Origin of the sequence: Microbacterium sp. (assembly GCF_003248605.1) — a bacterium.
Taxonomy (GTDB): domain Bacteria; phylum Actinomycetota; class Actinomycetes; order Actinomycetales; family Microbacteriaceae; genus Microbacterium.
This window is the reverse complement of the sequence record NZ_QFPF01000027.1, coordinates 1-25,480: the sequence shown is the minus strand read 5'-3', so window position 1 is coordinate 25,480 and position 25,480 is coordinate 1. Positions and strand designations below refer to the sequence as shown.

Here is a 25,480-nt window from a genome sequence, read left to right as displayed (position 1 = left end):
GCCATCGATCCGACATCGCCCATGAAGAGCTTGGCTTTGGGCGCGTTCCACCACAGGAACCCGACGAGGGCGCCGACGAACGCGGCGGAGACGATCGCGAGGTCGAACGGGTCTCGCGTGTCGTAGCACGCGGGTTGGAGCGCGGGCGCGAGCCCCGCGCCGGTGCAGACCTGGTTGAACTGCCAGAACGCGATGAGGCTGTACGCGCCGACGACGAACACACCCGCGCCGGCCGCGAGTCCGTCGAGCCCGTCGGTGACGTTGACGCTGTTGGAGGAGGCCACGCCGATCAGCGAGAGCCAGGCGAGGTAGAGCAGCCAGCCGAGGATCGGGCCGAGGGCCATGAACGAGAGCACGGGCAGGTCGCGGAACAGCGACACGTAGGCACTCGCGGGGGTCTGCCCCCACACGTTCTCGAACGCGGGGTGCAGGGCGACGACGCCGAAAGGCACGGTGACGATGATCTGGCCGACCACCTTGGGCCACCCCGTCAGGCCGAGACTGCGCTGGCGCCTCACCTTCATGTAGTCGTCGATGAACCCGACCGCGCCGAAGCCGACCATCATCCAGATCACGAGCCAGCCCGAGATCGTGGGCGGGTTGTTGCCGGTGTACCCGCCGATGAGGTACCCGACGATCGTGCCGACGATGAAGATCGTGCCGCCCATCGTGGGCGTCCCGCGCTTCTCGCCGTGGCTCGGATTCTCGATCGCCTCGGGGGTGCGGATGACCTGACCCCACCCCCAGGTCCGGAACAGCCGGATGAAGACGGGGGTGAGGAAGAGGGTGAAGGCCAGCGAAATCGCGGCCGCCGTCAGCAGAGACCTCACGAGACCGATTCTCCCAGACGATCGCCGAGGTGCCGAAGCCCCGCCGCGTTCGACGACTTCACGAGCACGCGGTCGCCGTCGCGGAGTTCGCCGACGAGGTAGTCGTAGGCGGCGTCGGCGTCGGCGAAGAACACGGCCTCGCCGTCCCACGATCCCTGTGCGATCGCCTCGAGGAACATCCGCCGCGCGTCGGCGCCGACGATGACGATGCGCTGCACCCCGAGGCGCACGGCCAGAAGGCCGACCCGGTCGTGCTCATCCTCGGCGAACTCCCCCAGCTCGCTCATCGCGCCGAGGACGGCGACCATGCGCTGTCCGGGCTCGGTGATCTGCGCGAGGGTGCGCAGCGCCGCAGCCATCGAGTCGGGGCTGGCGTTGTACGCGTCGTTGACGATGCGGATGCTGTCGGATCCGAGCGGCTGCATGCGCCAGCGCTCGGCGATCTCGAGCGTCTCGAGGCGGGCGACGCACTCGGCGAGCGTGACGCCGATGCGGGTGGCGGCGGCGATGGCCGCGAGCGCGTTCATGACGTGATGCTCGCCGAGCACCCGCAGGCGCAGCGGCGCGCTCGACCCGATCGCGTGCACCGTGCACGATGTGCCGGCGGCATCCACCCGCACGTCGTCGGCGCGCACCTGCGCGCTCGCGCCGCGCCCGAACCAGACCACCTCGAGCCCGCGATCTCGCGCGATCCCGGCCATACCCGCAACCCGCGGATCGTCGGCGTTGAGCACGGCCGTACCGCCCGGCCGCACCGCGGAGACGAGCTCGGACTTCGCCGCCACCGTGGCCTCGATGCCGCCGAAGCCGCCCGCGTGGGCCATTCCCACCATCAGCACGATGCCGATGTCGGGGGTCACCAGGCCCGCGAGGCGCGCGATCTCTCCGGGCGCGCTCGCACCGAACTCGCACACGAGATATCGCGTCGTGGGCGTCACCCGCAGCATGGTCAGCGGCGCGCCGACCTCGTTGTTGAACGAGGCGACCGGCCACACCGTCTCACCCTCGTCGACGAGGATGCGCGCGAGCATGTTCTTGGTCGTCGTCTTGCCGTTGGAGCCCGTGACTCCGACGACGGTGAGCGAGCCCGCATCGCGCACGCGGGCGACGACGTGGCGGGCGAGGTCTGCCAGGGCCGCCACGACGCTCGGCACGATCACCTGCGAGATGGATGCCGCCACCGGACGCTCGACGATCGCCAGGACCGCCCCGCCCTCGACCGCCGCGTCGACGAAGAGGTGGCCGTCGGTCTCGGCGCCGGGCTTGGCGGCGAAGATGCCGCCGGGGGTGATCCCCCGCGAATCGGTGTCGACGGTGCCGTCCACGATCGTCTCGGGCGTGTGCGGGCCTGCGGCCTGCAGCTCACCGCCCGTCACCCGGGCGATCTCGGCGAGCGTCAGCGCGATCATCGGCGTCCTTCCTTCGGCGGCACGCGCGGTCGCAGCCGCTGCGTGGACCCGCTCACTGGTACTTCGGGAGGATCTCGGGCTCCCCCTCCGAGGGGAGCACACGGAACGTCTTCAGCACCTGGGTCATCGCCTTCTGGAAGCCCGGCGCGTTGGCCGCGGACGCCCGGTTCTTCTTCGGTTCGTCGAGCGTCAGGATCACGACGTACTCCGGATCATCCGCAGGAGCGAAGCCCGCGAGGGTCGTATAGAAGATACCTTGCTTGTACCCGCCCTGCCCGTCGGGCTTCTGCGCCGTGCCGGACTTCGACGCCATCCGGTACCCGTCGACCTCGATCACCGAGTGGTTGGTCACCTGCTGGAAGACGTTCTCCAGCATGAGCGTGACCTGGTCGGCGGTGCTCTCGCTGATCACGCGGGTCGGCTCGGGGAGTTCGGGGGTGAGCACCTCGCCGGATGACGACGTGCACGACTCGACGAGACTCAGCGGCATCTGCAGGCCTCCGTTGGCGATCGTCTGGTAGACGCTCGCGACCTGGGGCACCGTGACGGTGTAGTACTGGCCGAACGTCGTCGTGTAGTGCGAGGCGGCATCCCACGGGGTGTCGTGCAGCAGGCCGTTCTCCTCGCCGGGGAACCCGATGGCGGTGCCCGAGCCCACGCCGAAGCGCTCGAGATAGTCGTGGCGCACGTCGTCGGAGACGAGCTCGCCGAACTTCGACAGGGCGACGTTGGAGGAGTCCACGAGGGCGCCGGTCAGCGTGTAGGGGTACGCCTCGTGGGAGAAGATGTCGTTGATCGTGACCCCGTTGGGGAACGTCTCGCGTCCCGACGCCGAGATGATCGGCGAGGTCGGGGTCGCCGCCCCCTCTTCGATGATCGTCGCCGCCGTCACCGGCTTGAAGGTCGACCCGGGCTCGAAGGTGTAGGAGAAGATGCGGCTGCCGCGGTTCTCGGCGGGCGTCGCGGTCGGATCGTTGGGGTCGACCGAGGGGTACTCGGCGGCGGCGCGCACCTTGCCGGTCTCGACCTCGACGACGAAGACGGTGCCGTAGTTGGCCTCCTGGTTCTGCACCTCTTCGGCGATCATCTGCTGCAGGTACCACTGCAGATCGCGGTTGATCGTCAGCTCCAGGGTTCCGCCGTCGACGGCAGGGTCCTCGACGTGGGTGCCGGGAATGATCACGCCGTCCTTGCCGCGGGCGTAGCTCTCCTCGCCGTTCGTCGCCGACAGGCAGTCGTCCTGCGCCACCTCGAGCCCGGCGAGGGCATCGCCGTCGGCCCCGACGAATCCGATCAGGTTGCCGGCGACCGCACCGTCCGGGTAGGTGCGCGCGGGATGCTCGGTCATGTAGAGGAAGGGCAGCTCGAGCGCCCGCAGCGCCTGGAACTGATCGGTGCTCAGGCCCGTCTTGATCTGCGCCCACTGCGAATCGGGATTCTCGGCCAGCACGTCCGCGACGATCTGCTGCACCTCGTCGGGCGTCTGACCCGTGATGGCCGCGATCTGAGCCGCCTGCTGCGGCCAGACCTCGTCGACGGTGCGCCCGTCGTCGAAGACCTGTCCGATGACGTTCTGCGGGTCGACCTGGGCGTCGTAGCGCATCACGTTGCCGGCCAGCAGCGCACCGGTCTCGTCGGTGATGGTTCCGCGGGCGCCGTAGAGCGTGTTGGAGGCGCCCAGGCCCACGCCGAGCGAATCGGCGCGCAGGTCGTCGGCATTGACGACCTGGATGTCGACCAGGCGCACGACGAACGCCGCCAGCACGGCGAGCACCACCGCGAGGGCGATGACCGTGCGACGGCGCGGGGACCGGGTGGCGCGGGTCGACATGTCAGCGGGTCACCGGCGAAGGCAGTCCGTCGGAGAGCGCAGGGGGTTCGGATGCCGGGGCCGTGGCCGCGTCGTCGGTTTCGACGGGTGCGGGCGGAACACCCTGGATGGTCGCGTCGGGAGCGGTGACCAGCGGCGCGTCGGTGACGAGCGCGTTGGGCACGCTGCCGCGCCCGATGGCGTCGACGGAGGAGCTGCCGCTCGCGGCGATGCCGGCGCCGAGCACCGCGCCGTCCGAGAGGCGGAGATAGGAGGGCGCCTCGTTGACGACCATCCCCAGTGCCGAGGCGTTGGCGGCGAGGTACTGCGGCGAGCTGAGCCCGGCGAGCTGTTCGGTGAGCGACTGCTTCTCCCAGGTCAGGTCGCGCACCTGGCGATCCAGCGCCTGCTCCTGGTACACACCCTGCGTCATGGCGATCGACAGTCCCATCTGCGCCGCCGCGATGGCCAGCGCCCCACCCACGGCGATGATCGCATAGAGCATGCGCGGACGACGGCGACGCGCGGAGCTCTCGAGAGCCCGGAGGCGACGCTCGGGTGCGCTCTCTCGGCCGGCCGGCCGGCCGAGCGGGCGGGAGGGGGCGATGGACGCGAGGCTCATGCGGCCCTCACTCTCTCGGCGGCGCGCAGCCGAACAGGGGTGGCTCGGGGGTTCAGGGCCCGCTCTTCGTCGGTCGCGAGCTCGGCGCCCTTGACGAGGAGACGGAAGCGGGGGGCGTGCTCGGGAAGCTCGACCGGAAGCCCTGCGGGTGCGGTCGAGGCGACGGCGTCCGCGAGCACCCGCTTGACGATGCGGTCCTCGAGCGACTGGTAGGACATCACGACGATCCGCCCGCCCACGCGCAGGGCATCGAGCGCGGCGGGAATCGCGCGCTCGAGCACGCTGAGCTCGGCGTTGACCTCGATGCGCAGCGCCTGGAACACACGCTTGGCGGGATGGCCCGCCCGCTGCGCCGCGGCCGGCGTCGCAGCGACGAGGATCTCCACGAGCTGCCCGGACCGCTCGATCGGCGCGCGGGTGCGGGCTTCGACGATGAACCGCGCGTACCTCCCGGCGAGCTTCTCCTCGCCGTACCGTTCGAAGATGCGGCGCAGCCCGCCCTCGGGATACGTCGCGATCACATCCGCGGCGGTCGTGCCGTGCGTCTGGTCCATGCGCATGTCCAGCGGCGCATCCTTCGCGTAGGCGAAGCCGCGCTCAGCCTCATCCAGCTGCAGGGACGAGACGCCGAGATCGAACAGCACGGCGTCGACGCCCCCGGGCGCGGCCTGGGCGACAGCATCCGCGATGCCGTCGTAGACGGTGTGCACCAGCGTGACGCGCTCACCGAAGCGGGCGAGGCGTGCGCCTGCGAGGCGAAGGGCGTCGGTGTCGCGGTCGAGCCCGATCAGGTGCAGATGCTCGAAACGCTCGAGGAAGGCCTCGGAGTGGCCGCCCATGCCGAGCGTGGCATCGACGAGTACCGCGTCGGGGCGTTCGAGCGCGGGGGCGAGCAGCTCGACGCAGCGTTCGAGCATGACCGGGGTGTGCAGGTCTCTGGCGTCCATGGTCTCGGAGTTTCCTGGTCCGGTCCCCGGGTCCTGATCCCCATCCGCACCGACCTGGCACCGGGGAAGTGTGTCAGGGCGTGGCGGCTGGGAATCAGGGCCAGGGGCGAGGGATCAGAACAGGCCCGGGATCACCTCCTGCTCCATCTCGGAGTAGCTGTCTTCGTTCGCCTCGGCGTACGCGTTCCAGGCGTCGGCGTTCCAGATCTCGGCGTGGGCGCCGACGCCGGTGACGACGAGCTCTTTGGTGAGGCCCGCGTAGGCGCGCAGCGACTGCGGCACGGTGATGCGGTTCTGCGAATCCGGCATCTCGTCACTCGCGCCGGAGAGGAACATGCGCATGAAGTCGCGCGCCTGCTTGTTGCTCAGCGGTGCCTCGCGGATGCGCTCGGTCACGCGCTGGAACTCGGCGGTGCTGAACACGTAGAGGCAGCGCTCCTGACCGCGCGTGACCACGATGCCGCCGGCGAGGTCTTCGCGGAACTTGGCCGGCAGGATCACGCGCCCCTTGTCGTCGAGCTTGGGGGTGTAGGTGCCCAGGAGCATCCGCGATCACCCCCCTTTCGTCCGGCCGACCTCAGGTGTGCCCCACTTTACTCCACTTCACTCCACCGGTCTATGATCGGCGCGCTCGGATTCGGTGCGCTCGCGTGCTTCTCCCCCGATATTCCGGGCTTTCGCGCGGTGGAGGGATGTGGAGCGGTAGGCGACGCACGGGCCCGGTGCCGCGGCCCCGCCCGGCGCGGGGCCGGCCCGGCCGCCGCCCGCGCCGGTCCCACACGTCCCCTCGCACGGCGAACCCACATTTCTGCAGCGAGCCAACATCCGACGCGTGGTGGCTCGCTGCAAAAATGTGGGCTCGGCGCGGCGAGGCGGGCGGGCGCGGGGCGGGCCGGCGGCGGGCGCGGGGCGGCGGGGCGGACGGGCCGGCGGGGGCGGGGCGGGGGCCCGCCCCGCAAACGGGCAGAAAAAAGGGGCCGACCCGAAGGTCGACCCCTGAAAGCGGAGGGAAGTGGAGGGCGGCGGCTAGTGGCCGTCCTGCCGGCGGTCCCACCGGTCGTTCATTCGATCCATGAAGCTCGACGACGACGCGGCACTGGCCCGACGCGGCGGGTTCACTCGCGACGCACCGGTCATCCGCGAGGGATCAGCCTTGGTCGGCGTCGCGGCCAGGATCACGCCGCCCAGCATCGCGGCGAAGCCGACGATTCCGACGACGATGAGCTGCGTGGCGACACCGGCGACAAGACCGCCGATCCCCGCGAGCACGAGGATCGCGCCGATCGTGACGTTGCGATAGTTGATCGAGCGGCCTTCGCGGTCTGAGCTGACGACATCGGCGTCGTTGCGCAGAAGATGGCGCTCCATCTCATCGAGAAGGCGCTGCTCCTGTTCGGAGAGTGGCATCGGTCCCCCCGGGGGTGTCTGAAGAATGCGTCCCAAGTCTAGCTGTGGCGCTGGTAACTAGGCTAGGCCTGTGCACGGTTCCCCAGACGCGATCGCGGCGGTTTCACAGCGACTGGAGAGCTTCGTGCTCGACCGCGTCGAGGAGGCGTCCGACATCGGCGCGGCGGGACGCCCCCTGCTGGATGCCGCAGCCTCCGCCCTGCAGGGAGGCAAGCGCCTGCGCGCCTCCTTCTGCTACTGGGGGTGGCGCTGCGTGGCGGATGCGGCCGGCGCGCGTACCGACCTTCCGGCCGATATCGTCGCGGCAGCATCCGCCCTGGAGATCTTCCATGCGGCGGCGCTCGTGCACGACGACATCATCGACAATTCCGACACCCGCCGCGGACGACCCGCCGCCCACCGCGCCCTCGAGGCCCAGCACATCGCTGCGGGATGGGCGGGCGAGCCCGCGGCGTACGGGCGATCGGCGGCGATCCTGCTCGGAGACCTGCTCGTGGCGTGGAGCGACGACCTCTTCGAAGACGGCGTCGCCGACATCGACCCTCATCACGCTCGCACCGCCAGGGCACGCTACGCCCAGATGCGGCGCGACGTGACGCTGGGTCAGTACCTCGACATCGCCGCCGAGGTCTCCGCCCGAACGGTCTCGGACGACGAACAGCTCGACCGCGCGCTCATGGTCGCCTCCTACAAGTCGGCCCGGTACTCCGTGCAGCAGCCCCTGCTGATCGGCGCCGCGCTCGCCGGGGCGGATGCGACGCAGGATGCCGCGCTGCGCGACTTCGGTCACCCCCTGGGCATGGCCTTCCAGCTGCGCGATGACGTGCTCGGGGTCTTCGGCGACGCACAGGTGACGGGAAAGCCGGCGGGGGACGATCTGCGCGAGGGCAAGCGCACGGCCCTCATCGCACTCGCTCGGCAGGCACTGCCCGCTCCCGCCCGCCGCACGCTCGACGAGCTGCTCGGCGATCCGGCGCTCGACGATGCGCAGATCGGGATGCTGCAGGGGGCGATCCGCGACAGCGGAGCCCTCGACGAGGTCGAGCGGCACATCTCGACCTACGCGCGGGAGGCCGACCGCGCCCTCGCCGGAGCTCCACTCGGGAACGCCGCCGTCGGCGCCCTGCGCGACCTCGCCGACGCGGCGGTGCGGCGCCAGTCCTGACGAGCCCCGCAGGCGGACCTCAGGCGAGGGTCTGGGAGATCCTGCGGACCTCGCTCTTGCGCCCGGCGCGCAGCGCCTCGATGGGCGGCGTGCCGATCGTGTCCTCGGGGCTGAGCAGCCACTCGACGACCTCCTCGGGGGTGAACCCCGCATCCATCAGCACGATGATCGTGCCGCGCAGCGAGGCGAGCGGGCGCCCCTCGAGAAGGAACACCGAGGGGATGCTGATCACACCGTCCCGGCGGAGGGCGATGAGGTGGTGGTCGTCGAGAAGACGACGCACACGACTGGGGGTCTCGCCGATCGCCTCGGCGACGGCGGGGATGGTGAGCCATTCTGTGGCGGAGATCCAGGACTGCTCTTCGGTCACCCTGCCACTATGGCACGCCCGGCGCGGTCGGCTCACGGCCGTCGGGGAATCACATAGACCTCATCTGCACCACAGGCCGCACATACCACTTTTGTTGACTTTCGTTATCAGCCGTGACAGCGTGTCAGAAGTCTCACAGGAAGGGGAAGATCCGTGCGACTGCTCCCCCACGCTCTGCGCTCCGCGCGCGCTCAGGTCGCTGTGCCGGCCGCTCTCGTCGGCACACTCGCCGCAACCCTCGTGGCGGCGCCCGCCGACGCGGCCGAGCCCAGCGATCGCTCCCTGCGCTCCGCGTGGCGATCCGTGCCGTTGAGCGTTCCGCCGACCGACTACACCGTGTCGCCCGGCGACACGGTGTCGACGATCGCGTCCCGCTTCGGCCTGCGCACCGCCGACGTGCTGGCCTGGAACGGCCTCACCTGGTCATCCCTCATCCGCCCGGGCGACGTAATCACCCTGACCCCGCAGTCACCCGCCCCCGCAGCGGCACCCGAGCCGGCCCCGGCGCCCGTTCCGGTCGCGCTCTCGCACACCGTCGCCGGCGGCGACACGCTCTCCACAATCGCGGCGCGCTTCGGCGTCTCGCTGCAGGCACTGTTCGATGCCAACGGCATGGGCTGGGGCACCGTGATCTACCCCGGGCAGGTCGTGTCGATCCCCGGTGCGGTGGCGGCAGCATCCGTCGCCCCCGCTCCCGCCCCGGCGCCCGCGCCCGTCGCGGCCCCCGCGCCCGCCGCCGCGACCCACACGATCGTCAGCGGCGACACGCTCTCGGGCATCGCGGCCGCGCACGGGGTATCGCTGCAGGCGCTGTTCGATGCCAACGGCCTCGGCGGCGGCTCGATCATCTACCCCGGGCAGCAGGTCTCGATCCCCGGCGCCGCAGAACCGGCGGCTGCGCCGACCCCGGCACCGGCGCCCGCGACTGCGGCTGTCTCGAGCGCGCTCGATGCCGAGCAGGCCGCCGGCGCCGCGCTGATCATCTCGATCGGGCGCGAGCTCGGCGTCTCGGACCGCGGCATCGCCATCGCGCTCGCGACGGCGATGGTCGAGTCCTGGATCCGCAACCTGGACTGGGGCGACCGCGACTCGCTCGGGCTGTACCAGCAGCGCCCGAGCATGGGCTGGGGCACACCCGAGCAGGTGCGGGACGCCGACCGGTCGATCCGCGTCTTCTACGGCGGGCCGGCCGACCCCAACGGCAGCACCACCCGCGGGCTGCTCGATGTCTCCGGCTGGGAGTCGATGGGATTCTCCGACGCCGCGCAGGCGGTGCAGCGCTCCGCGTTCCCGGAGCGGTACGGGCAGTGGGAGGCCGCCGCCTACGAGTGGATCGCGACGTACGGCTGATCCCTTGCTGCGGCACGCCGCCGCGCCGATGTGCGATCAAACCGTGATCCGCGGAGGGTGAGCCGCTGCCGGTGCCGGGGAGCGGCATCCGTAGACTTCTCACGTGACGACCAGCCAGCAAGCCGACCCCCTGATCGGGCGGCTCGTCGACGGTCGATACCGGGTGCGCGCACGCATCGCGCGGGGCGGCATGGCGACCGTCTATGTCGCCACCGACCTGCGGCTGGAGCGGCGGGTCGCCCTCAAGGTCATGCACGGGCACCTCAGCGATGACGCGGTGTTCCAGAGCCGGTTCATCCAGGAGGCCCGAGCGGCCGCGCGGCTCGCGGACCCGCACGTGGTCAACGTCTTCGACCAGGGTCAGGACGACGGCATCGCGTACCTGGTCATGGAGTACCTGCCGGGCATCACGCTGCGCGAGCTGCTGCGCGAGCAGAAGCGCCTCTCCGTGGCGCAGACGATCAGCATCATGGACGCGACGCTCTCGGGCCTCGCCGCCGCGCACCGCGCCGGCATCGTGCACCGCGACGTCAAACCCGAGAACATCCTGCTGGCCGAGGACGGCCGCATCAAGATCGGCGACTTCGGGCTCGCGCGAGCGACGACCGCCAACACCGCGACCGGACAGATGCTCCTGGGCACGATCGCCTACCTCGCGCCCGAGCTGGTCACCCGCGGCCAGGCCGACGCCCGCAGCGACATCTACGCCCTCGGCATCATGCTGTACGAGATGCTCGTGGGCGACCAGCCGTACAAGGGCGAGCAGCCCATGCAGATCGCCTACCGGCACGCGACCGACACGGTGCCGCGTCCGAGCGTCAAGAACCCGCAGGTTCCGGAGCAGCTCGACGAGCTCGTGCTGTGGGCGACCGAGAAGGTACCGGATGACCGCCCCCTCGACGCCGCGCAGATGCTCGAGCGCCTGCGCGAGATCGAGCGTGAGATCGGCGTGACGCCCGCGCCCGCGCGCGCGACGACGGGCGTCATCCCGATGGATGCCGTCGACTCCGGCGATCTGACCAAGGTCATGCCCGCGGGGCCCGTGCCGACGGCGGGCGTGGTCACGAACGTCGACACCGACAACGCCACGCGCCTGCGCCGGCGCGTGTCGCGTCGCCGCGCGCGCGGCGCATGGCTTGCGATCATCGTCGTGCTGCTGGCCGCTCTCGCGGGCGGCGCGGGCTGGTGGTTCGGGTCGGGACCGGGGTCGCTGGTCGGCGTGCCCGATGTGTCCGGCATGACCTTCGAACAGGCGCAGGCGGCACTGGCCGAGCAGACCCTCGTCGCCACCCAGGGCGCCGGAGAGCACAGCCGCGATGTCGCCGCGGGCCTGGCGATCCGCACCGACCCCGTCGCCGGCGCTCGCGTCGACAAGGACGCCGAGGTCGCCGTGGTGCTTTCGCTCGGTCCGCAGCCGCACCAGCTCGACCCGCTCGCGGGGCTCTCCGAAGACGCCGCGCGCCAGCTTCTGTCCTCCATCGACGTGGCCGTCGGCGAGTCCGCCACCGAGTTCGCCGACGCGGGTGCCGGCACGGTGCTCTTCGCGCTGCTCCAGCCCGCGGCGGGGGGTGACGCCGTCGACATCTCGGGCGGCGGCACGGTGCTCGAGGGCGACACGGTCGTGCTGACGGTCTCGCTCGGCGGCGTCCCCGATGTCACCGGGATGAGCGTCGGCAACGCGACCTCCACCCTGCAGGGTGTGCAGCTGCAGGTCTCCGACACGCTCGCCGAAGAGTACTCCGACGACTTCGCCGAGGGTGATGTCATCGGCATCCGCGGTCAGCCCGAGGGCCGCAACTGGCGCCCGGGTGACGTCGTCACGCTCGTGGTCTCGCTCGGTCCGCAGCCGATTCCTGTCCCGGACGTGTCAGGCCTGACCATCAGAGAGGCCCTCATCGAACTCGATGACGCGGGGTTCCGCGGAAACGTCGCGATCCCAGACACGATCGGGCTCTGGGACATATATCGCGTGCGCGGAACAGCACCCGAACCCGGCGAGGATCATATCCCCGGCACCGTAGTCGAGATCACCGACTTCGGCCTCTAGAACGTCACGGCGTCCGGCTGATCCCACCGGCTCGGCGGCCAGCATCCCGACCGGCGCGACGGTCGCGTTGTGAGCCGTCCGCCGCCCTCGCGAGTCGGCACGAAACGTCGAGCCCGACCCGCATCCCGAGCATTCTGTGCCGACTCGCGCGTCACCCGGCCCCGAGCGCCCTCTGCACGCGGCCGACGAGCGGCGCGGGATCGTCCACGTCGTCGGCGCCGACCTCGATCACGCGGTACCCGGCATCCTCGCACAGTTGGCGCCGTGTCAGATCCCGGAGCCACCGCCGGCGTGACGTGCGGTGCTCGTCGCCCTGGTACTCGAGCAGCAACCGCTCGCGTGGATAGCCGAGGTCGGCGTGCAGCATCCCCTCGCACCCAGCTCGGCAAGCTGACTCCAGGTGTGCAGCGGCGACACGACATGGATCCCGAAGCGGGCGTCGACGTCGGCCGACTCGAGCGTCTGACGTCCGCGCACCCTCGGCCGGCGCATCCGCCCGGGCCCGAAGGTCAGCACGTCGAACCACTCGTCGGACAGTGCCCGCGGCGGCAGCGGCATGCCGTGGATCCGCGCCGCCGTCACGTGACTGAACACCTGATTCGGGCTGAGCACACACTGAAGCGCCTGACATCTCTCCCAGAACCCGTCATCGCCGCGCTCCCCCACCCGCACCCCGTGAAAAGGCGCGGTGGGGTCGCGCCCCCGCAGACGACCCGGTCCGATACCGGCGGCGCGCGCCGAGGAGATGCGAAAAGGTTCCGACGCGAAGAAGCCCTTCGGCAGCGGGCGTGATGTGGCCATCCCCCGACTCTGCCCGCGTGCCCGGGACGGATCGCGGTTATCCCCAGGCCGAGATGACCGACTCGGCAGAAACGGTCGCGCATGCGTCGCTCGCACGGCAGTTCGTGCCGACTCGCGCGGGCAGCGATACGTGACGGGATGCTGGTGCGCAACATCCCGCGCAGCGCCGGCGCCCGCGCAGCGCTGGTGCCCGCGCAGCGCCGGCGCACACGCAGAGCCGGCGCCCGCGCAGGGTCAGCGCTTCTCGAGCTCCTCGGCGACGAGGAAGGCCAGCTCGAGCGACTGCATGTGGTTCAGGCGCGGGTCGCACAGCGACTCGTAGCGCGTCGCCAGGGTGGCCTCGTCGATCATCTCGGACCCACCGAGGCACTCGGTGACATCGTCGCCGGTGAGTTCGACGTGGATGCCGCCCGGGAACGTGCCGACGGAGCGGTGAGCCTCGAAGAAGCCCCGCACCTCGTCGACGACGTCGTCGAAGCGACGCGTCTTGTAGCCCGTAGGGGTCGTGATGCCGTTGCCGTGCATCGGATCGGTCACCCAGAGCGGAGTGGCACCCGAGTCGCGGACGGCCTCGAGCAGCGGCGGCAGCGCGTCGCGGATCTTGCCGGCGCCCATGCGCGTGATGAACGTCAGTCGTCCGGGCTCGCGCTCGGGGTCGAGCTTGTCGATCAGCTCGAGGGTCGTCTCGGGCGAGGTGGTGGGCCCGAGCTTGACCCCGATGGGGTTGCGGATCTTCGAGAAGTAATCGACGTGCGCGCCGTCGAGCTCGCGCGTGCGCTCGCCGATCCACACGAAGTGCGCGGAGGTGTTGTACGGCGTGCCCGTGCGCGAATCGATGCGGGTCATCGGGCGCTCGTAGTCCATGAGCAGGCCCTCGTGGCCGGTGTAGAACTCGACGCGGCGCAGTTCGTCGAAGTCCGCGCCCGCCGCCTCCATGAACTTGATGGCGCGGTCGATCTCGCCCGCCAGGCGCTCGTACTGCTGGTTGGCGGGGTTCTGCGCGAAACCCTTGTTCCAGGAGTGCACCTCGCGGAGGTCCGCGAAGCCTCCCTGCGTGAACGCGCGGATCAGATTGATCGTCGACGCGGCCGTGTGGTACCCCTTCAGCAGTCGCTGCGGGTCGGGCTGACGGGATGCCGCCGTGAAGTCGTATCCGTTGACGATGTCGCCGCGGTAGGCGGGCAGCGTGACATCTCCGCGCGTCTCGGTGTCGCTGGAGCGCGGCTTGGCGAACTGGCCGGCCATGCGCCCCATCTTCACGACGGGCATGGACGCGCCGTACGTGAGGACGACGGCCATCTGCAGCACCGTCTTGATGCGGTTGCGGATCTGCTCGGCCGTCGCGCCCGCGAACGTCTCGGCGCAGTCGCCGCCCTGGAGCAGGAACGCCCGCCCGGATGCGGCGCGCGCGAGTCGGTCGCGCAGGTTGTCGACCTCGCCGGCGAACACCAGCGGAGGCAGAGTCGAGATCTCGGCCGAGACGGCGGCGACGGCATCGGGATCGGCCCACTGCGGCTGCTGCTTGATCGGCAGATTCCGCCAGTGGTCGAGGGGGTCGAGCTGCTGAAGCATCCGCTCAGTCTAGCCGGGTCGGCTTGCCGCGAGACGAACGGGCGGCTACCCTGCCGCGGCGCGTCGGTGCGCGAGTGCCCTCACGCGGCGGCGCGCTTCGCGGTGACCAGGCGGTCCTTCACCGCCGAGGCGTAGACGTCTTCGTACTCCTGCTCGCCGAGTCGCTGGAGGGCGACCATGATCTCGTCGGTGACGGAGCGCAGCACGTAGCGATCACCCTCGAGCCCCGCGAACCGGGAGAAGTCCAGCGGCTCGCCGATCACGATGCCGATGCGACCGACCCTCGGCAGCCGGCGCCCGATCGGCATGATCTGGCCGGTGTCGACCATGACGACGGGCACGACCGGCACGCGCGCCTCGAGCGCCATGCGCGCGATGCCGACACGCCCGCGGTAGAGCTTGCCGTCGGGGCTGCGGGTGCCCTCGGGATAGATCCCGAGCAGGGCGTCACGGGCGAGGACGCCGAGACCTGTGTTCAGCGACGCCTCGCTCGCCTTTCCGCCCGAGCGGTCGATCGGAAGCTGCCCCGTGGCTTTGAAGAAGACACGCGTGGCCCACCCGCGGATTCCCTTGCCGGTGAAGTAGTCGCTCTTGGCGAGGAACGACATCGGCCTGTCGATCATCAGCGGCAGGAACACCGAGTCGATGAAGGAGAGGTGGTTGCTCGCGAGGATCGCAGCCCCCGCGGCGGGCACGTTGCCGCGACCCACGATCCACGGCCGGAAGATCGCCTTGAGGATCGGCCCGATCACGACGTACTTCATCAGCCAGTAGAACATCGGATCACATTCCCCCGGCCGCACCGCGACGCGCGAGGTCGGCGACGCCGATCACTCCCGCGTCGTTGACCATCTGAGCGATCGCGAAATCGGCCGCGGGGCGGGATCCGGCCGCGGGCAGGGCGCCGAGGTAGGCGCGGCGCATGGGCTCGAGCAGGCGCTCACCCAGCTGCGACACTCCCCCGCCGATGACGAAGCGCTCAGGATCGAGGATCGCCGAGAAACTTCCGCACGCCTCGCCGACGGCGACCGCGACCCGCTCGAGCGCGGCCAGCGCGCCGGGGTCGTCGCCGAGCACGAGCCGCGAGATCGCCGGACCGGTGAGCTTGCCCTTCTCGGCTCGGGCCGCGGCCAGGGCCGCACCGCGGCCTGTCGGCTCGGCATCCGCGATCTCGCCCGCGATACGAGCCAGGGCGCGCCCCGACCCGTACGGCTCGAGGCACCCGTGCTGGCCGCATCCGCACTGGATGCCGCCGGGAACCGTGCGCATGTGTCCGAGCTCCGCCCCCACGCCGTGCCCGCCGCGATACAGCTCGCCGTTCGTGACGATCGCACCGCCGACACCCGTGCCGAGGGTCAGCATGATGACATCGCGCAGGCCTTCGCCGGCGCCGAAACGGTACTCGGCCCAGCCCGCGGCGTTGGCGTCGTTCTCGATGACGATCGCGATGCCGGACAGCGCCTCGAGGCGCTCGCGGAGGGGTTCGTGTCGCCACGCGATGTTGGGCGCGAAGTACACCGTCGAGCGATCACGGTCGATGAATCCGGCGGCCGCCACGCCCGCGACAGCGACATCCTCCCCGTCTGCGAGGTGCGCGATCATCTGCGCGACGGCCGACTCGATCGCCCCCACGGTGAGCGGGGTGTCGACGCGGAGAGCTCGGACGATGGAGCCCGAGTCGTCGACCAGGCCGCCCGCGATCTTGGTCCCGCCGATGTCGATGCCTACCGAGAGCACAGCCACTTCCCTCCACGGCCGCGCGCGGGCCATCGTGAAGTCTAGTCGGGCGGCGCGCCTGCGGCCGGGTCGGCGATCGGGTGGGACTGAGTACCACCGGAGGGTAGACTTGCGTCCCGAAGCTGCAACACCGCCCGGTATCGAAGGAGCTGCCGATCATGAGTGCCGTCCAGTTCGAAGTGCCCGCCATCGTGCCCGCCGACCCGAACGCCAACATCACCGATCTTCTCGAGGATCGTGTGCGCGCGACGCCCGACCGCCCCCTGTTCGCCGTCCCCGACGGAGCAGGCTGGCGTGACATCACGAGCGCCGAGTTCCATCGTCAGGTGATCGCCCTCGCCAAGGGTTTCTCCGCCGCGGGGATCGAGCCGGGCGACAAAGTGGGGTTCCTCGCGCGCACCACCTACGAGTGGTCGCTCGTCGACTTCGCCCTCTTCTACGCGGGTGCCGTCATGGTTCCGGTGTACGAGACGAGCTCGCCCAGCCAGATCCAGTGGATCCTGCAGGACTCGGGTGCGATCGCGTGCATCGTCGAGTCCCCCGAGCACGCTGCCCGCCTCGACGAGGTGCGCGGTGACCTGCCGCTCATCCGCGACGTGTGGCAGCTGCAGCTCGACGCGATCGCCAAGCTCACCGAGCAGGGCCGCGCCGTTGCGGACGGCGAGATCGAACGCCGGCGCGGCATCGCGAAGGGCGCCGACATCGCGACGCTGATCTACACGTCGGGCTCGACCGGCCGACCCAAGGGCTGCGTGCTCACGCACAGCAACTTCGTCGAGCTGTGCCGCAACTCCGCCAAGGCGCTCAGCGAGGTCGTGCAGGTGCCCGGAGCATCGACGCTCCTCTTCATCACCACCGCCCACGTCTTCGCGCGCTTCATCTCGATCCTCAACATCCACGCCGGCGTCAAGACGGGCCACCAGCCCGACACGAAGCAGCTGCTGCCCGCGCTGGGCAGCTTCAAGCCGACCTATCTGCTGGCCGTGCCCCGCGTGTTCGAGAAGGTCTACAACTCCGCCGAGCAGAAGGCCGAGGCGGGCGGCAAGGGCAAGATCTTCCGCGCGGCCGCGCACGCGGCGATCGAGCACTCGATGCTGGAGCAGGAGGGCAAGAAGGTCCCCCTGGGCCTGAAGCTCAAGTTCCGCCTGTTCGACAAGCTCGTGTACAGCAAGCTGCGCGCCGCGATGGGCGGCAACGTCGTGTACGCGGTTTCGGGCTCGGCCCCGCTGGGCCCGCGTCTGGGCCACTTCTTCCACAGCCTCGGCGTCGTGATCCTCGAGGGCTACGGTCTCACCGAGACGACGGCGCCGGCCTCGGTCAACCTCGCCACCAAGTCCAAGATCGGCACCGTCGGCCCCGCGCTCCCGGGCGTCGGTATCCGTCTCGCCGAGGACGGCGAGGTCGAGGTGCGCGGGATCAACGTGTTCAAGGAGTACTGGCGCAACCCCGAGGCCACGGCCGCGGCGTTCGACGACGGCTGGTTCAAGACGGGGGATGTCGGGTCGTTCGACACCGAGGGCTTCCTCACCATCACGGGCCGCAAGAAGGAGATCATCGTCACCGCAGGCGGCAAGAACGTCTCGCCCGCGGCGCTCGAGGACCCCATTCGCGCCAACCCGATCGTCGGTCAGGTCGTCGTGGTCGGCGATCAGAAGCCGTTCATCTCGGCGCTGATCACCCTCGACTCCGAGATGCTGCCCACGTGGCTGGCCAACAACAATCTGCCGGGCGACATGCCCCTGGCGGATGCTGCCACCAACCCCGCGGTGCGCGCCGAGGTGCAGCGCGCCATCGACGAGGCGAACTCGCACGTGTCGCGCGCCGAGTCGATCCGCAAGTTCACGATCCTCGGGTCGGAGTGGACCGAAGCGAGCGGCCACCTGACGCCGAAGATGTCGATCAAGCGCAATGTGATCCTCGAGGACTTCGCCCCCGAGATCACCGAGCTCTACAGCGAGCCCGTCAACACGACGAACGTCTCGATCCCGTAGCCGTCAGAACCAGCTCGACTCGCGCACCTCGCGCATCGCCAGACGGCGCCGCTCCGGCGTCAGACGCTCGAGGTACAGCATCCCGTCGAGGTGGTCGCACTCGTGCTGCAGGGCCTGCGCAAGCAGCCCCTCCCCCTCGAGGACGACCACCTCGCCGTCGAGGTCGATGCCCTCGACCCGCGCCCACGGGTGGCGCAGAGCAGGATGCCAGAGGCCGGGCACCGAGAGGCAGCCCTCGTCGACGGGCTCGGCCTCCCCGCGGACCTCGACGACCCGGGGGTTGAGCACATAGCCGATGTCGCCGTCGATGTTGTAGCTGAACGCGCGCAGCCCGACGCCGATCTGCGGCGCGGCGACGCCCGCGCGCCCGGGCAGGGCGACGGTGTCGATCAGGTCGGCGACGAGGGCGCGCACGGCGTCGTCGATCTCGACGATCTCGGCGCTCGGCGCCTTGAGCACCGGGTCGCCGAAGAGGCGGATGTCGCGCACGGCCATGCGATCACGCCACCTGTGCTGGGGCCCGCAGCCCGTCGACGACACGCACCGCCAGCTCACGCGCCGCGGCGCGCGTGGCGGGGTGCAGGTCGCGGAAGACGATGGGTCCGCCGGTGGCGATCTGCGAGTCGTAAGGCACGCGCACGACATCGCGGACGCGGGAGCGGAAATGCGCCTCGACCTCGTCCTGGCGCACGAGCGATGCCCCGGGCGACGCTGTGTTGAGCACGACGATCGCCTCACGCACCTGCGCCTCGTGGCCGTTCGATTCGAGCCAGGTCAGCGTCTCGGAGGCCAGGCGGGCCTCGTCGATGCTCATGCCGGCGACGACGATCAGCTGATCGGAGAGGTCGAGGGTGGCGCCCATGACCGAGTGCACGATGCCCGTGCCCGTGTCTGTCAGCACGATCGAGTAGTAGTGCGCCGCGACCTCGGCGACGGTGCGGTACTCCGCGTCACTGAAGGCCTCGGACACGTGCGGGTCGGTGTCGGAGGCGAGCACGTCCAGGCGGGTCTCGTCGCGGGCGACGATCGCCGACACGTCGTTGTACCCGCGCAGTCCGCCGCTGGCGCGCACCATGTCGCGCACGGTCTTGGTGCTGCGTCGCGAGATGCGCTCCGCGAGCGTGCCGCGGTCGGGGTTGGCGTCGACGGCGATGATGCGGTCATCGCGCGCGTCGGCGAGGGCCATGCCGAGCAGCGTCGTGATCGTCGTCTTGCCGACGCCGCCCTTGCGCGAGAGCACCGCGACGAATCGCGCACCCCCACCGGGCAGCGAAGCCGAGATGCGGCGGTCGAGATCCTTGCGAGCTCGAGCGCGCTTGGAGTCCCCGAGGTTCACGCGGCCGCCCGTGAGGCTGTAGAGCAGATGCTGCCAGGCGCCTTCGGGCTCCGGGCGCACGACGTGGCTGGGGTCGAGCAGCCTGTCGGTGGTGAGCAGGTCGGCCGTCTCGCGGACCGAGCCCTCGCTGAGCTCGCCGATGCGCCGCGAGGTCAGCACGGGTGTCTCGTCGGTGGGCGTGCGGCCGACGTCGCGGGCCGCAGCCCGTGTGGCGATGGTCGAACCGGCGGCAGCAGAAACAGCGGATGCTGCGGCAGGCACCGGCGTCTGCTCGGTCGGATCCGGCATGGTGTGCTCCTCCTCCGCGCTGTCGGAGTGCTCGTCGTCGAGACTCTCCGGCATCGTATCGTCGTGCGCCGCGGCGCGGGGGGAAGCCCGTTCGACGGTGGTGGCCTCATCGACCTCGGCGATCTCCTCCGCGTACTCCGGTGCGGCGTCGTCCCCGTGCGCGGGGTCGTCCTCGACGTACTCGGGCGGGGCGCTCGACGCCCGCTCCATCTCGGCCTCTTCGATGATCGCGTCCTCGACGAGGGCATCCTCGTCCGCGACGTCGCTCGCGGGCGCCTCGTCGAGCACGACCTCGGCCGTGACGGGGGCAGTCTCATCCTGCGCCTCGACCTCGACCTCGGACTCGGCGGAGTGCTCGTCCCCCGAGGGCGCGGGAGCCAGCAGCTCGTCGAACACGCGGATGTCCTCGTCGATCACATCGTCGTCGTCCTCGTCGGCGTCGACCGGCATGTCGATGCTCACGTGGGCGGTCGCAAGGCCCAGGATGCCGATGCTCGAGGTCTCGACGCCCGGCTGATCCTGCAGCATCCCCACCCTCTGCACATCGTCGATCGCGTCGTCGTCGCGGTCGCCGGCGGCGTGCGGGTCGTTGCCGTGCGGGCTCACAGGTACTCCGGATCGTGCAGCAGAAGGGCGTTCGGGTTCGCCACAGACTAATGCGCGGGACGGATGACGACCAAAAGGTCCCCCGCCTCGACCTGCTGCGTACCGCCGATCGCGAGCCGTTCGACCACCCCGTCGACGGGAGCGGTGATGCCCGCCTCCATCTTCATCGCCTCGATCGACGCGACCGCCTGGCCCGCCGCCACGGTGTCACCCACGGTGCATTTGAGGGTCACGACGCCCGAGAAGGGCGCCGCCACCTGGCCCGGGCGCGACGTGTCGGCCTTCTCGGCTTGGCGGGTCTCGACGACGATGCTGCGATCACGCACGAACACGGGCCGCAGCTGGCCGTTGAGCGTGGTCATGACGGTGCGCATGCCCTTGGCATCCGGCTCGCCGATGGCCTCGAGTCCGACGTAGAGACGTACGCCCCGCTCGATCTCGACGACGTGCTCGTCACCCGCGACCAGGCCGTAGAGGTAGTCGGCGGTGTCGAGCAGCGAGACGTCGCCGAACACCTCGCGCACCTGCGCGAACTGCCGCGTCGGCGCCGGGAACAGCAGGCGGTTCAGCGCATCGCGGCGCTCGCCCGAGGTGCCCTGCAACGCGGCGCGGTCGGCATCCGCCACGGGGGCGACCCCGATCTTGACGTCGCGGCCCGCGAGCACCGACGTGCGGAAGGGCTCGGGCCAGCCGCCGGGCAGGTCGCCCAGTTCACCGGCCATGAAGCCCACGACCGAGTCGGGGATGTCGTAGTTCTGCGGATTCGCGGCGAACTCGGCGGGGTCGGCCTTGACCGCCGCCAGGTGCAGGGCCAGGTCGCCGACCACCTTGGAGGACGGCGTCACCTTGGGGATGCGGCCGAGGATGTCGTTCGCGGCCGCATACATGTCCTCGATCAGCTCGAAGTCGTCGGCGAGTCCGAGCGCGATGGCCTGCTGGCGCAGGTTCGAGAGCTGCCCGCCCGGGATCTCGTGCCGGTACACACGGCCGGTCGGCCCCGGAAGCCCCGACTCGAACGGCCGGTACATGCCGCGCACGGCCTCCCAGTACGGCTCGAGGTCGGCGACCGCCGCGAGATCGAGGCCGGTGTCGCGCTCGGTGTGGGCGAGCGCGGCGACGAGGGCCGACAGGGAGGGCTGGCTCGTCGTGCCCGCGAGGGGGGCGGATGCCGCATCGACAGCATCCGCGCCCGCCGCACTCGCCGCGAGCAGCGTCGCCAGCTGACCGCCGGCCGTGTCGTGGGTGTGGACATGCACCGGCACGTCGAAGCGGGCGCGGAACGCCTCGACGAGACGCCCGGCCGCGGCGGGCCGCAGCAGTCCCGCCATGTCCTTGATCGCGAGGATGTGCGCACCCGCGCCGACGATCTGATCGGCCAGGCGCAGGTAGTAGTCGAGGGTGTAGAGATCCTCGGCCGGGTTGAGCAGGTCTCCGGTGTAGCAGACCGCGACCTCGGCGATGGTCGTGCCGGTCTCGAGCACGGCATCGATCGCGGGACGCATCTGGGCGACGTCGTTGAGGGCGTCGAAGATGCGGAAGATGTCGACACCCGACGCGGCAGCCTCGTGCACGAACGCATCGGTGACCTCGGTCGGGTAGGGCGTGTACCCCACCGTGTTGCGCCCGCGCAGCAGCATCTGGATCGGGATGTTCGGCATCGCCTGGCGCAGCTTCTCGAGGCGCTCCCAGGGGTCCTCGCCGAGGAAGCGCAGCGCGACGTCGTACGTCGCCCCGCCCCAGGCCTCGACCGAGAGCAGCTGAGGGGTCAGGCGCGCGACGTACGGCGCCGCGGCGACGAGGTCGCGGGTGCGCACGCGCGTCGCCAGCAGCGACTGGTGCGCGTCGCGGAAGGTCGTCTCGGTGACCGCCAGCGCGGTCTGCTCGCGCAGCGCCCGCGCGAACCCGGCCGGGCCGAGCTCGAGGAGACGCTGCCGGGCTCCTGCGGGCGGCGCAGACTGCAGGTCGATCGCCGGAAGCTTGACCGCCGGGTCGATCGAGAGCGGGTTCTCACCGTTCGGCTTGTTGACGGTGACGTCGACGAGCCAGTTCAGGATCTTCGTGCCGCGGTCCTTGGACTCGCGTCCCTCCAGCAGACCGGGTCGCTCGTCGATGAAAGAGGTCGCGACGTCGCCCGCGACGAAGGCGGGGTCATCGAGCACGGCCTGAAGGAACCGGATGTTGGTCGACACACCCCGGATGCGGAACTCGGCCAGCGCGCGTCGGGCGCGCGAGACGGCGGCGGGAAAATCACGGCCGCGGCACGTGAGCTTGGCCAGCATCGAGTCGAAGTGCGGGCTCACCTGCGACCCCGCGGCGGTCGTACCGCCGTCGAGACGGATGCCCGCCCCGCCCGGCGAGCGGTAGGTCGTGATCTTTCCCGTGTCGGGCCGGAACCCCTGCGTGGGATCCTCCGTCGTGATGCGGCACTGCAGCGCCGCGCCGCGCAGGCGGATGCGCTCCTGCGCGAGACCGAGTTCGTCGAGGGTCTGCCCCGCGGCGATGCGCATCTGCGACTGCACGAGGTCGACATCCGTCACCTCTTCGGTGACCGTGTGCTCGACCTGGATGCGCGGGTTCATCTCGATGAAGACGTGCTGGCCGGCCCGCTCCCCCGCGGTGTCGACGAGGAACTCGACGGTGCCCGCGTTCTCGTAGCCGATCGAGCGGGCGAATGCGATCGCGTCGCGGTGCAGACGTTCACGCAGCGTGTCGTCGAGATTGGGCGCGGGGGCGATCTCGATGACCTTCTGGTGCCGGCGCTGCACGGAGCAGTCCCGTTCGAACAGGTGCACCGTGTGACCGGTGCCGTCGGCGAGGACCTGCACCTCGATGTGCCGGGGGCGCACGACCGCCTGCTCGAGGAACATGCGCGGATCGCCGAACGCGCTGTCGGCCTCGCGCATCGCCTCGGCGAGGGCGGGAGCGAGCTCCTCTTTGGTCTCGACGCGGCGCATGCCGCGCCCGCCGCCGCCGGCAACGGCCTTGGCGAAGATCGGAAAGCCGATGCCCTCGGCCTGCGCGACGAGGTGGTCGATGTCGTCGCTCGCCTCGGTGGAGGCGAGCACCGGAACGCCGGCGGCGATCGCGTGCTGCTTGGCGGTGACCTTGTTGCCCGCCATCTCGAGCACGCGGGCCGGGGGCCCGATGAACGTGATGCCGTTCTCGGCCGCGCGTGCGGCGAGATCGGGGTTCTCCGACAGGAAGCCGTACCCGGGGTAGATCGCGTCGGCGCCGCACTCGCGGGCGACGCGGATGATCTCGTCGACGTCGAGATAGGCGCGCACCGGGTGCCCGCGTTCGCCGATCTGATAGGCCTCGTCGGCCTTCAGGCGGTGCAGCGAGTTGCGATCCTCGTACGGGTAGACCGCGACGGTGCGCGCCCCCACCTCGTACGCCGCACGGAATGCTCGGATGGCGATCTCGCCTCGGTTCGCGACCAGGATCTTGCGGAACATGAGACCTCACAGCGGCGGAGCGACGGGGCAAAGTGTGATCACAGCCTAGGGGACGGTAACGTAGAGCCTCGTGCACGTACTCAGCGTCAGTTCACTCAAGGGTGGGGTCGGCAAGACGACCGTGACACTGGGGCTGGCTTCGGCCGCGTTCGCCCGCGGTGTGCGGACGCTCGTGGTCGATCTCGACCCGCAGTCCGACGTATCCACCGGCATGGACATCCAGGTCGCGGGACGGCTGAACATCGCCGACGTCCTCGCCAATCCGAAGGAGAAGGTCGTCCGTCAGGCGATCACCTCCAGCGGGTGGGCGAAGGTGCATCCCGGAACGATCGACGTGCTGATCGGCAGTCCGTCGGCGATCAACTTCGACGGCCCGCACCCCTCGGTGCGCGATGTGTGGAAGCTCGAGGAGGCGCTCGCGACGATCGAGGCCGACTACGACCTCGTCCTCGTCGACTGCGCTCCCTCGCTCAATGCCCTGACCCGCACCGCCTGGGCGGCCTCCGACCGCGTCATCGTCGTGACCGAGCCCGGGCTCTTCTCCGTCGCCGCCGCCGACCGTGCGCTGCGGGCGATCGAGGAGATCCGCCGCGGGCTCTCCCCCCGCCTCCAACCGCTCGGCATCGTCGTCAACCGCGTACGCCCGCAGTCCATCGAGCACCAGTTCCGCATCAAGGAGCTGCGCGACATGTTCGGGCCGCTCGTGCTCTCGCCCCAGCTGCCGGAGCGCACGTCTCTGCAGCAGGCACAGGGCGCGGCCAAGCCGCTGCACATCTGGCCCGGCGACTCCGCGCAGGAGCTCGCCGCCGACTTCGACGCGCTGCTCGACCGCGTCATGCGCACGGGCCGGATCCCCGTGCCGGGTGAGGTGCGCGCGTAGTCACGCGCCCTGAGCCTGTCACGCGCCCTGAGCCTGTCGAAGGGCGACCCCTGGTGTGAGGTCAGGCCGAGCGCGCGGCGCGACGAGCCGCGAGCTCGTCCATCGCGTCGGGAACCTGCGGGTCGAACTCGACGAGCGTCGACTCGACCTCGCGCAGCACCTTGCCGACGGCGATGCCGAACACGCCCTGTCCGCGGCTGACGAGGTCGATGACCTCGTCGTTCGAGGTGCAGAGGTAGACGGACGCACCGTCGCTCATGAGGGTCGTCCCGGCGAGATCGCGGATTCCTGCGGCACGCAGCTGATCGACGGCGGTGCGGATCTGCTGCAGCGAGATCCCGGTGTCGAGCAGACGCTTGACGAGCTTGAGCACCAGGATGTCGCGGAACCCGTAGAGACGCTGCGAACCCGAGCCGCTGGCGCCGCGCACCGTGGGCTGGACGAGCTCGGTACGCGCCCAGTAGTCGAGCTGCCGGTAGGTGATGCCGGCGGCACGGGCGGCGACCGCTCCGCGATAGCCGACCTCGTCATCCATGGCGGGAAGGCCGTCGGTGAAGAGCAGGTCTTCGACGAAGCTTGGTTCGTCGGCGAGTCCACCAGGGTTCATCGCGTCCTCCTCGCCTCGTTCGATCGCGCCTGCTCTAACGCTAGGTCACCGCCGGGCACCCGGCAACGACATCCGCCGCGACACGCCGACGGCAGCTCGCGCGCGGCGACCCTCACGGGAGCAGCCGCGACAGCGCCGCCCGCACGAAGACCGCGCGCACCTCGTCGAGCCGGCGGGCAAGCTCGGGGCCCACCTCGCTCGCCCGTGCCCGCGACGATGCGTCGGTGCGGTGCAGCAGCGGCGCCAACGC

At 70.5% G+C, this 25,480-nt stretch carries 21 protein-coding genes and 1 pseudogene; 5 read left to right on the top strand and 17 right to left on the bottom strand.

What is annotated here, in order from left to right; genetic code table 11:
- The 7 genes from DI573_RS05860 to DI573_RS05830 form a co-directional block, all read right to left on the bottom strand.
- A partial coding sequence (locus DI573_RS05860) for a phospho-N-acetylmuramoyl-pentapeptide-transferase (RefSeq protein WP_292811654.1) occupies positions 1 to 830 on the bottom strand: 830 nt, incomplete at its 3' end.
- Positions 827 to 2,239 carry a UDP-N-acetylmuramoyl-tripeptide--D-alanyl-D-alanine ligase gene (gene murF, locus DI573_RS05855; RefSeq protein ID WP_292811652.1) on the bottom strand — a complete coding sequence of 471 codons (1,413 nt, stop codon included), beginning with the start codon at positions 2,237 to 2,239 and terminating at the stop codon, positions 827 to 829. The genes DI573_RS05860 and murF, both read right to left, overlap by 4 nt.
- A 52-nt stretch (positions 2,240 to 2,291) precedes the next feature.
- A complete protein-coding gene (locus DI573_RS05850; RefSeq protein ID WP_292811650.1) occupies positions 2,292 to 4,070 on the bottom strand; it encodes a penicillin-binding protein 2 in 1,779 nt (592 codons plus the stop codon).
- A gap of 1 nt (position 4,071) precedes the next feature.
- Positions 4,072 to 4,671: a hypothetical protein gene (locus tag DI573_RS05845; protein ID WP_292811649.1), complete on the bottom strand. Its 600-nt coding sequence runs from the start codon at positions 4,669 to 4,671 to the stop codon at positions 4,072 to 4,074.
- Positions 4,668 to 5,618: a 16S rRNA (cytosine(1402)-N(4))-methyltransferase RsmH gene (gene rsmH, locus DI573_RS05840; RefSeq protein ID WP_292811647.1), complete on the bottom strand. Its 951-nt coding sequence runs from the start codon at positions 5,616 to 5,618 to the stop codon at positions 4,668 to 4,670. The genes DI573_RS05845 and rsmH overlap by 4 nt, the downstream gene beginning before the upstream one ends.
- A gap of 114 nt (positions 5,619 to 5,732) precedes the next feature.
- Positions 5,733 to 6,164 carry a division/cell wall cluster transcriptional repressor MraZ gene (gene mraZ, locus DI573_RS05835; protein WP_292811645.1) on the bottom strand — a complete coding sequence of 144 codons (432 nt, stop codon included), beginning with the start codon at positions 6,162 to 6,164 and terminating at the stop codon, positions 5,733 to 5,735.
- Between the two features lie 480 nt (positions 6,165 to 6,644).
- Positions 6,645 to 7,025 carry a DUF3040 domain-containing protein gene (locus DI573_RS05830; RefSeq protein ID WP_292811643.1) on the bottom strand — a complete coding sequence of 127 codons (381 nt, stop codon included), beginning with the start codon at positions 7,023 to 7,025 and terminating at the stop codon, positions 6,645 to 6,647.
- A 70-nt stretch (positions 7,026 to 7,095) separates the two neighbouring features.
- On the opposite strand from DI573_RS05830, the gene DI573_RS05825 reads away from it, so the two are divergent.
- A complete protein-coding gene (locus tag DI573_RS05825) occupies positions 7,096 to 8,190 on the top strand; it encodes a polyprenyl synthetase family protein (protein WP_292811641.1) in 1,095 nt (364 codons plus the stop codon).
- 19 nt (positions 8,191 to 8,209) lie between these two features.
- On the opposite strand, the gene DI573_RS05820 is transcribed toward DI573_RS05825, so the two are convergent.
- Complete coding sequence (locus DI573_RS05820; protein ID WP_292811638.1) at positions 8,210 to 8,560, bottom strand: Rv2175c family DNA-binding protein; 351 nt, start codon at positions 8,558 to 8,560, stop codon at positions 8,210 to 8,212.
- A 153-nt stretch (positions 8,561 to 8,713) separates the two neighbouring features.
- Here DI573_RS05820 and DI573_RS05815 point away from each other — a divergent pair, with 153 nt between their 5' ends.
- Positions 8,714 to 9,910, top strand: a complete 1,197-nt coding sequence (locus DI573_RS05815; protein ID WP_292811636.1) for a LysM peptidoglycan-binding domain-containing protein — start codon at positions 8,714 to 8,716, stop codon at positions 9,908 to 9,910.
- Positions 9,911 to 10,013: 103 nt separating this feature from the next.
- Positions 10,014 to 11,957: a Stk1 family PASTA domain-containing Ser/Thr kinase gene (pknB, locus tag DI573_RS05810; protein WP_292811634.1), complete on the top strand. Its 1,944-nt coding sequence runs from the start codon at positions 10,014 to 10,016 to the stop codon at positions 11,955 to 11,957.
- A 151-nt stretch (positions 11,958 to 12,108) separates the two neighbouring features.
- Here the strand turns inward: pknB and DI573_RS05805 are convergent, their stop codons facing one another.
- From DI573_RS05805 to DI573_RS05790, 4 genes are all read right to left on the bottom strand, one after another.
- Positions 12,109 to 12,324 carry a hypothetical protein gene (locus DI573_RS05805; RefSeq protein WP_292811632.1) on the bottom strand — a complete coding sequence of 72 codons (216 nt, stop codon included), beginning with the start codon at positions 12,322 to 12,324 and terminating at the stop codon, positions 12,109 to 12,111.
- A 668-nt stretch (positions 12,325 to 12,992) separates the two neighbouring features.
- Positions 12,993 to 14,330, bottom strand: a complete 1,338-nt coding sequence (locus DI573_RS05800) for a class II 3-deoxy-7-phosphoheptulonate synthase (protein ID WP_292811630.1) — start codon at positions 14,328 to 14,330, stop codon at positions 12,993 to 12,995.
- A gap of 80 nt (positions 14,331 to 14,410) precedes the next feature.
- The gene (locus DI573_RS05795; protein ID WP_292811628.1) at positions 14,411 to 15,109 is read right to left on the bottom strand and encodes a lysophospholipid acyltransferase family protein; all 699 of its coding nucleotides are present in this window, start codon (positions 15,107 to 15,109) and stop codon (positions 14,411 to 14,413) included.
- A 4-nt stretch (positions 15,110 to 15,113) separates the two neighbouring features.
- On the bottom strand, positions 15,114 to 16,067 hold the full coding sequence (locus DI573_RS05790; protein ID WP_292811626.1) for an ROK family glucokinase: 954 nt from the start codon (positions 16,065 to 16,067) through the stop codon (positions 15,114 to 15,116).
- Between the two features lie 158 nt (positions 16,068 to 16,225).
- Here DI573_RS05790 and DI573_RS05785 point away from each other — a divergent pair, with 158 nt between their 5' ends.
- On the top strand, positions 16,226 to 18,058 hold the full coding sequence (locus DI573_RS05785) for an AMP-dependent synthetase/ligase (protein WP_292811624.1): 1,833 nt from the start codon (positions 16,226 to 16,228) through the stop codon (positions 18,056 to 18,058).
- Positions 18,059 to 18,061: 3 nt separating this feature from the next.
- Here DI573_RS05785 and DI573_RS05780 read toward each other — a convergent pair whose 3' ends face one another.
- The 3 genes from DI573_RS05780 to DI573_RS05770 all read right to left on the bottom strand — a co-directional run bounded on the left by DI573_RS05780 (position 18,062) and on the right by DI573_RS05770 (position 23,743).
- Entirely contained in the window at positions 18,062 to 18,553 is a 492-nt protein-coding gene (locus tag DI573_RS05780; protein ID WP_292811621.1) for a peptide deformylase, read from the bottom strand.
- Between the two features lie 4 nt (positions 18,554 to 18,557).
- Positions 18,558 to 20,210, bottom strand: a complete 1,653-nt coding sequence (locus DI573_RS05775) for an AAA family ATPase (protein WP_292811657.1) — start codon at positions 20,208 to 20,210, stop codon at positions 18,558 to 18,560.
- Between the two features lie 125 nt (positions 20,211 to 20,335).
- Positions 20,336 to 23,743, bottom strand: coding sequence for a pyruvate carboxylase (locus DI573_RS05770; protein WP_292811619.1), 3,408 nt, complete (start codon positions 23,741 to 23,743; stop codon positions 20,336 to 20,338).
- A 70-nt stretch (positions 23,744 to 23,813) separates the two neighbouring features.
- Between DI573_RS05770 and DI573_RS05765 the strand changes: the two genes are divergently transcribed.
- Positions 23,814 to 24,623 (top strand): ParA family protein, encoded by an 810-nt coding sequence (locus DI573_RS05765; RefSeq protein ID WP_292811617.1) that lies wholly within the window; start codon positions 23,814 to 23,816, stop codon positions 24,621 to 24,623.
- Between the two features lie 61 nt (positions 24,624 to 24,684).
- On the opposite strand, the gene DI573_RS05760 is transcribed toward DI573_RS05765, so the two are convergent.
- Positions 24,685 to 25,230 (bottom strand): MerR family transcriptional regulator, encoded by a 546-nt coding sequence (locus DI573_RS05760; protein ID WP_292811615.1) that lies wholly within the window; start codon positions 25,228 to 25,230, stop codon positions 24,685 to 24,687.
- A 112-nt stretch (positions 25,231 to 25,342) separates the two neighbouring features.
- Positions 25,343 to 25,480, bottom strand: a pseudogene (locus tag DI573_RS14745) (MerR family transcriptional regulator); the annotation flags it as partial.

What these genes read in the sequence shown, in the direction of transcription:
- DI573_RS05775 (WP_292811657.1), bottom strand. Translation starts at nt 20,210, where the DNA reads ATGCTGCAGGATCAGCCGGGCGTCGAGACCTCGAGCATCGGCATCCTG.
- DI573_RS05830 (WP_292811643.1), bottom strand. Translation starts at nt 7,025, where the DNA reads ATGCCACTCTCCGAACAGGAGCAGCGCCTTCTCGATGAGATGGAGCGC.
- DI573_RS05850 (WP_292811650.1), bottom strand. Translation starts at nt 4,070, where the DNA reads ATGTCGACCCGCGCCACCCGGTCCCCGCGCCGTCGCACGGTCATCGCC.
- mraZ (WP_292811645.1), bottom strand. Translation starts at nt 6,164, where the DNA reads ATGCTCCTGGGCACCTACACCCCCAAGCTCGACGACAAGGGGCGCGTG.
- DI573_RS05795 (WP_292811628.1), bottom strand. Translation starts at nt 15,109, where the DNA reads ATGTTCTACTGGCTGATGAAGTACGTCGTGATCGGGCCGATCCTCAAG.
- DI573_RS05805 (WP_292811632.1), bottom strand. Translation starts at nt 12,324, where the DNA reads ATGCTGCACGCCGACCTCGGCTATCCACGCGAGCGGTTGCTGCTCGAG.
- DI573_RS05760 (WP_292811615.1), bottom strand. Translation starts at nt 25,230, where the DNA reads ATGAACCCTGGTGGACTCGCCGACGAACCAAGCTTCGTCGAAGACCTG.
- DI573_RS05845 (WP_292811649.1), bottom strand. Translation starts at nt 4,671, where the DNA reads ATGAGCCTCGCGTCCATCGCCCCCTCCCGCCCGCTCGGCCGGCCGGCC.
- rsmH (WP_292811647.1), bottom strand. Translation starts at nt 5,618, where the DNA reads ATGGACGCCAGAGACCTGCACACCCCGGTCATGCTCGAACGCTGCGTC.
- DI573_RS05785 (WP_292811624.1), top strand. Translation starts at nt 16,226, where the DNA reads ATGAGTGCCGTCCAGTTCGAAGTGCCCGCCATCGTGCCCGCCGACCCG.
- DI573_RS05800 (WP_292811630.1), bottom strand. Translation starts at nt 14,330, where the DNA reads ATGCTTCAGCAGCTCGACCCCCTCGACCACTGGCGGAATCTGCCGATC.
- DI573_RS05770 (WP_292811619.1), bottom strand. Translation starts at nt 23,743, where the DNA reads ATGTTCCGCAAGATCCTGGTCGCGAACCGAGGCGAGATCGCCATCCGA.
- DI573_RS05780 (WP_292811621.1), bottom strand. Translation starts at nt 18,553, where the DNA reads ATGGCCGTGCGCGACATCCGCCTCTTCGGCGACCCGGTGCTCAAGGCG.
- murF (WP_292811652.1), bottom strand. Translation starts at nt 2,239, where the DNA reads ATGATCGCGCTGACGCTCGCCGAGATCGCCCGGGTGACGGGCGGTGAG.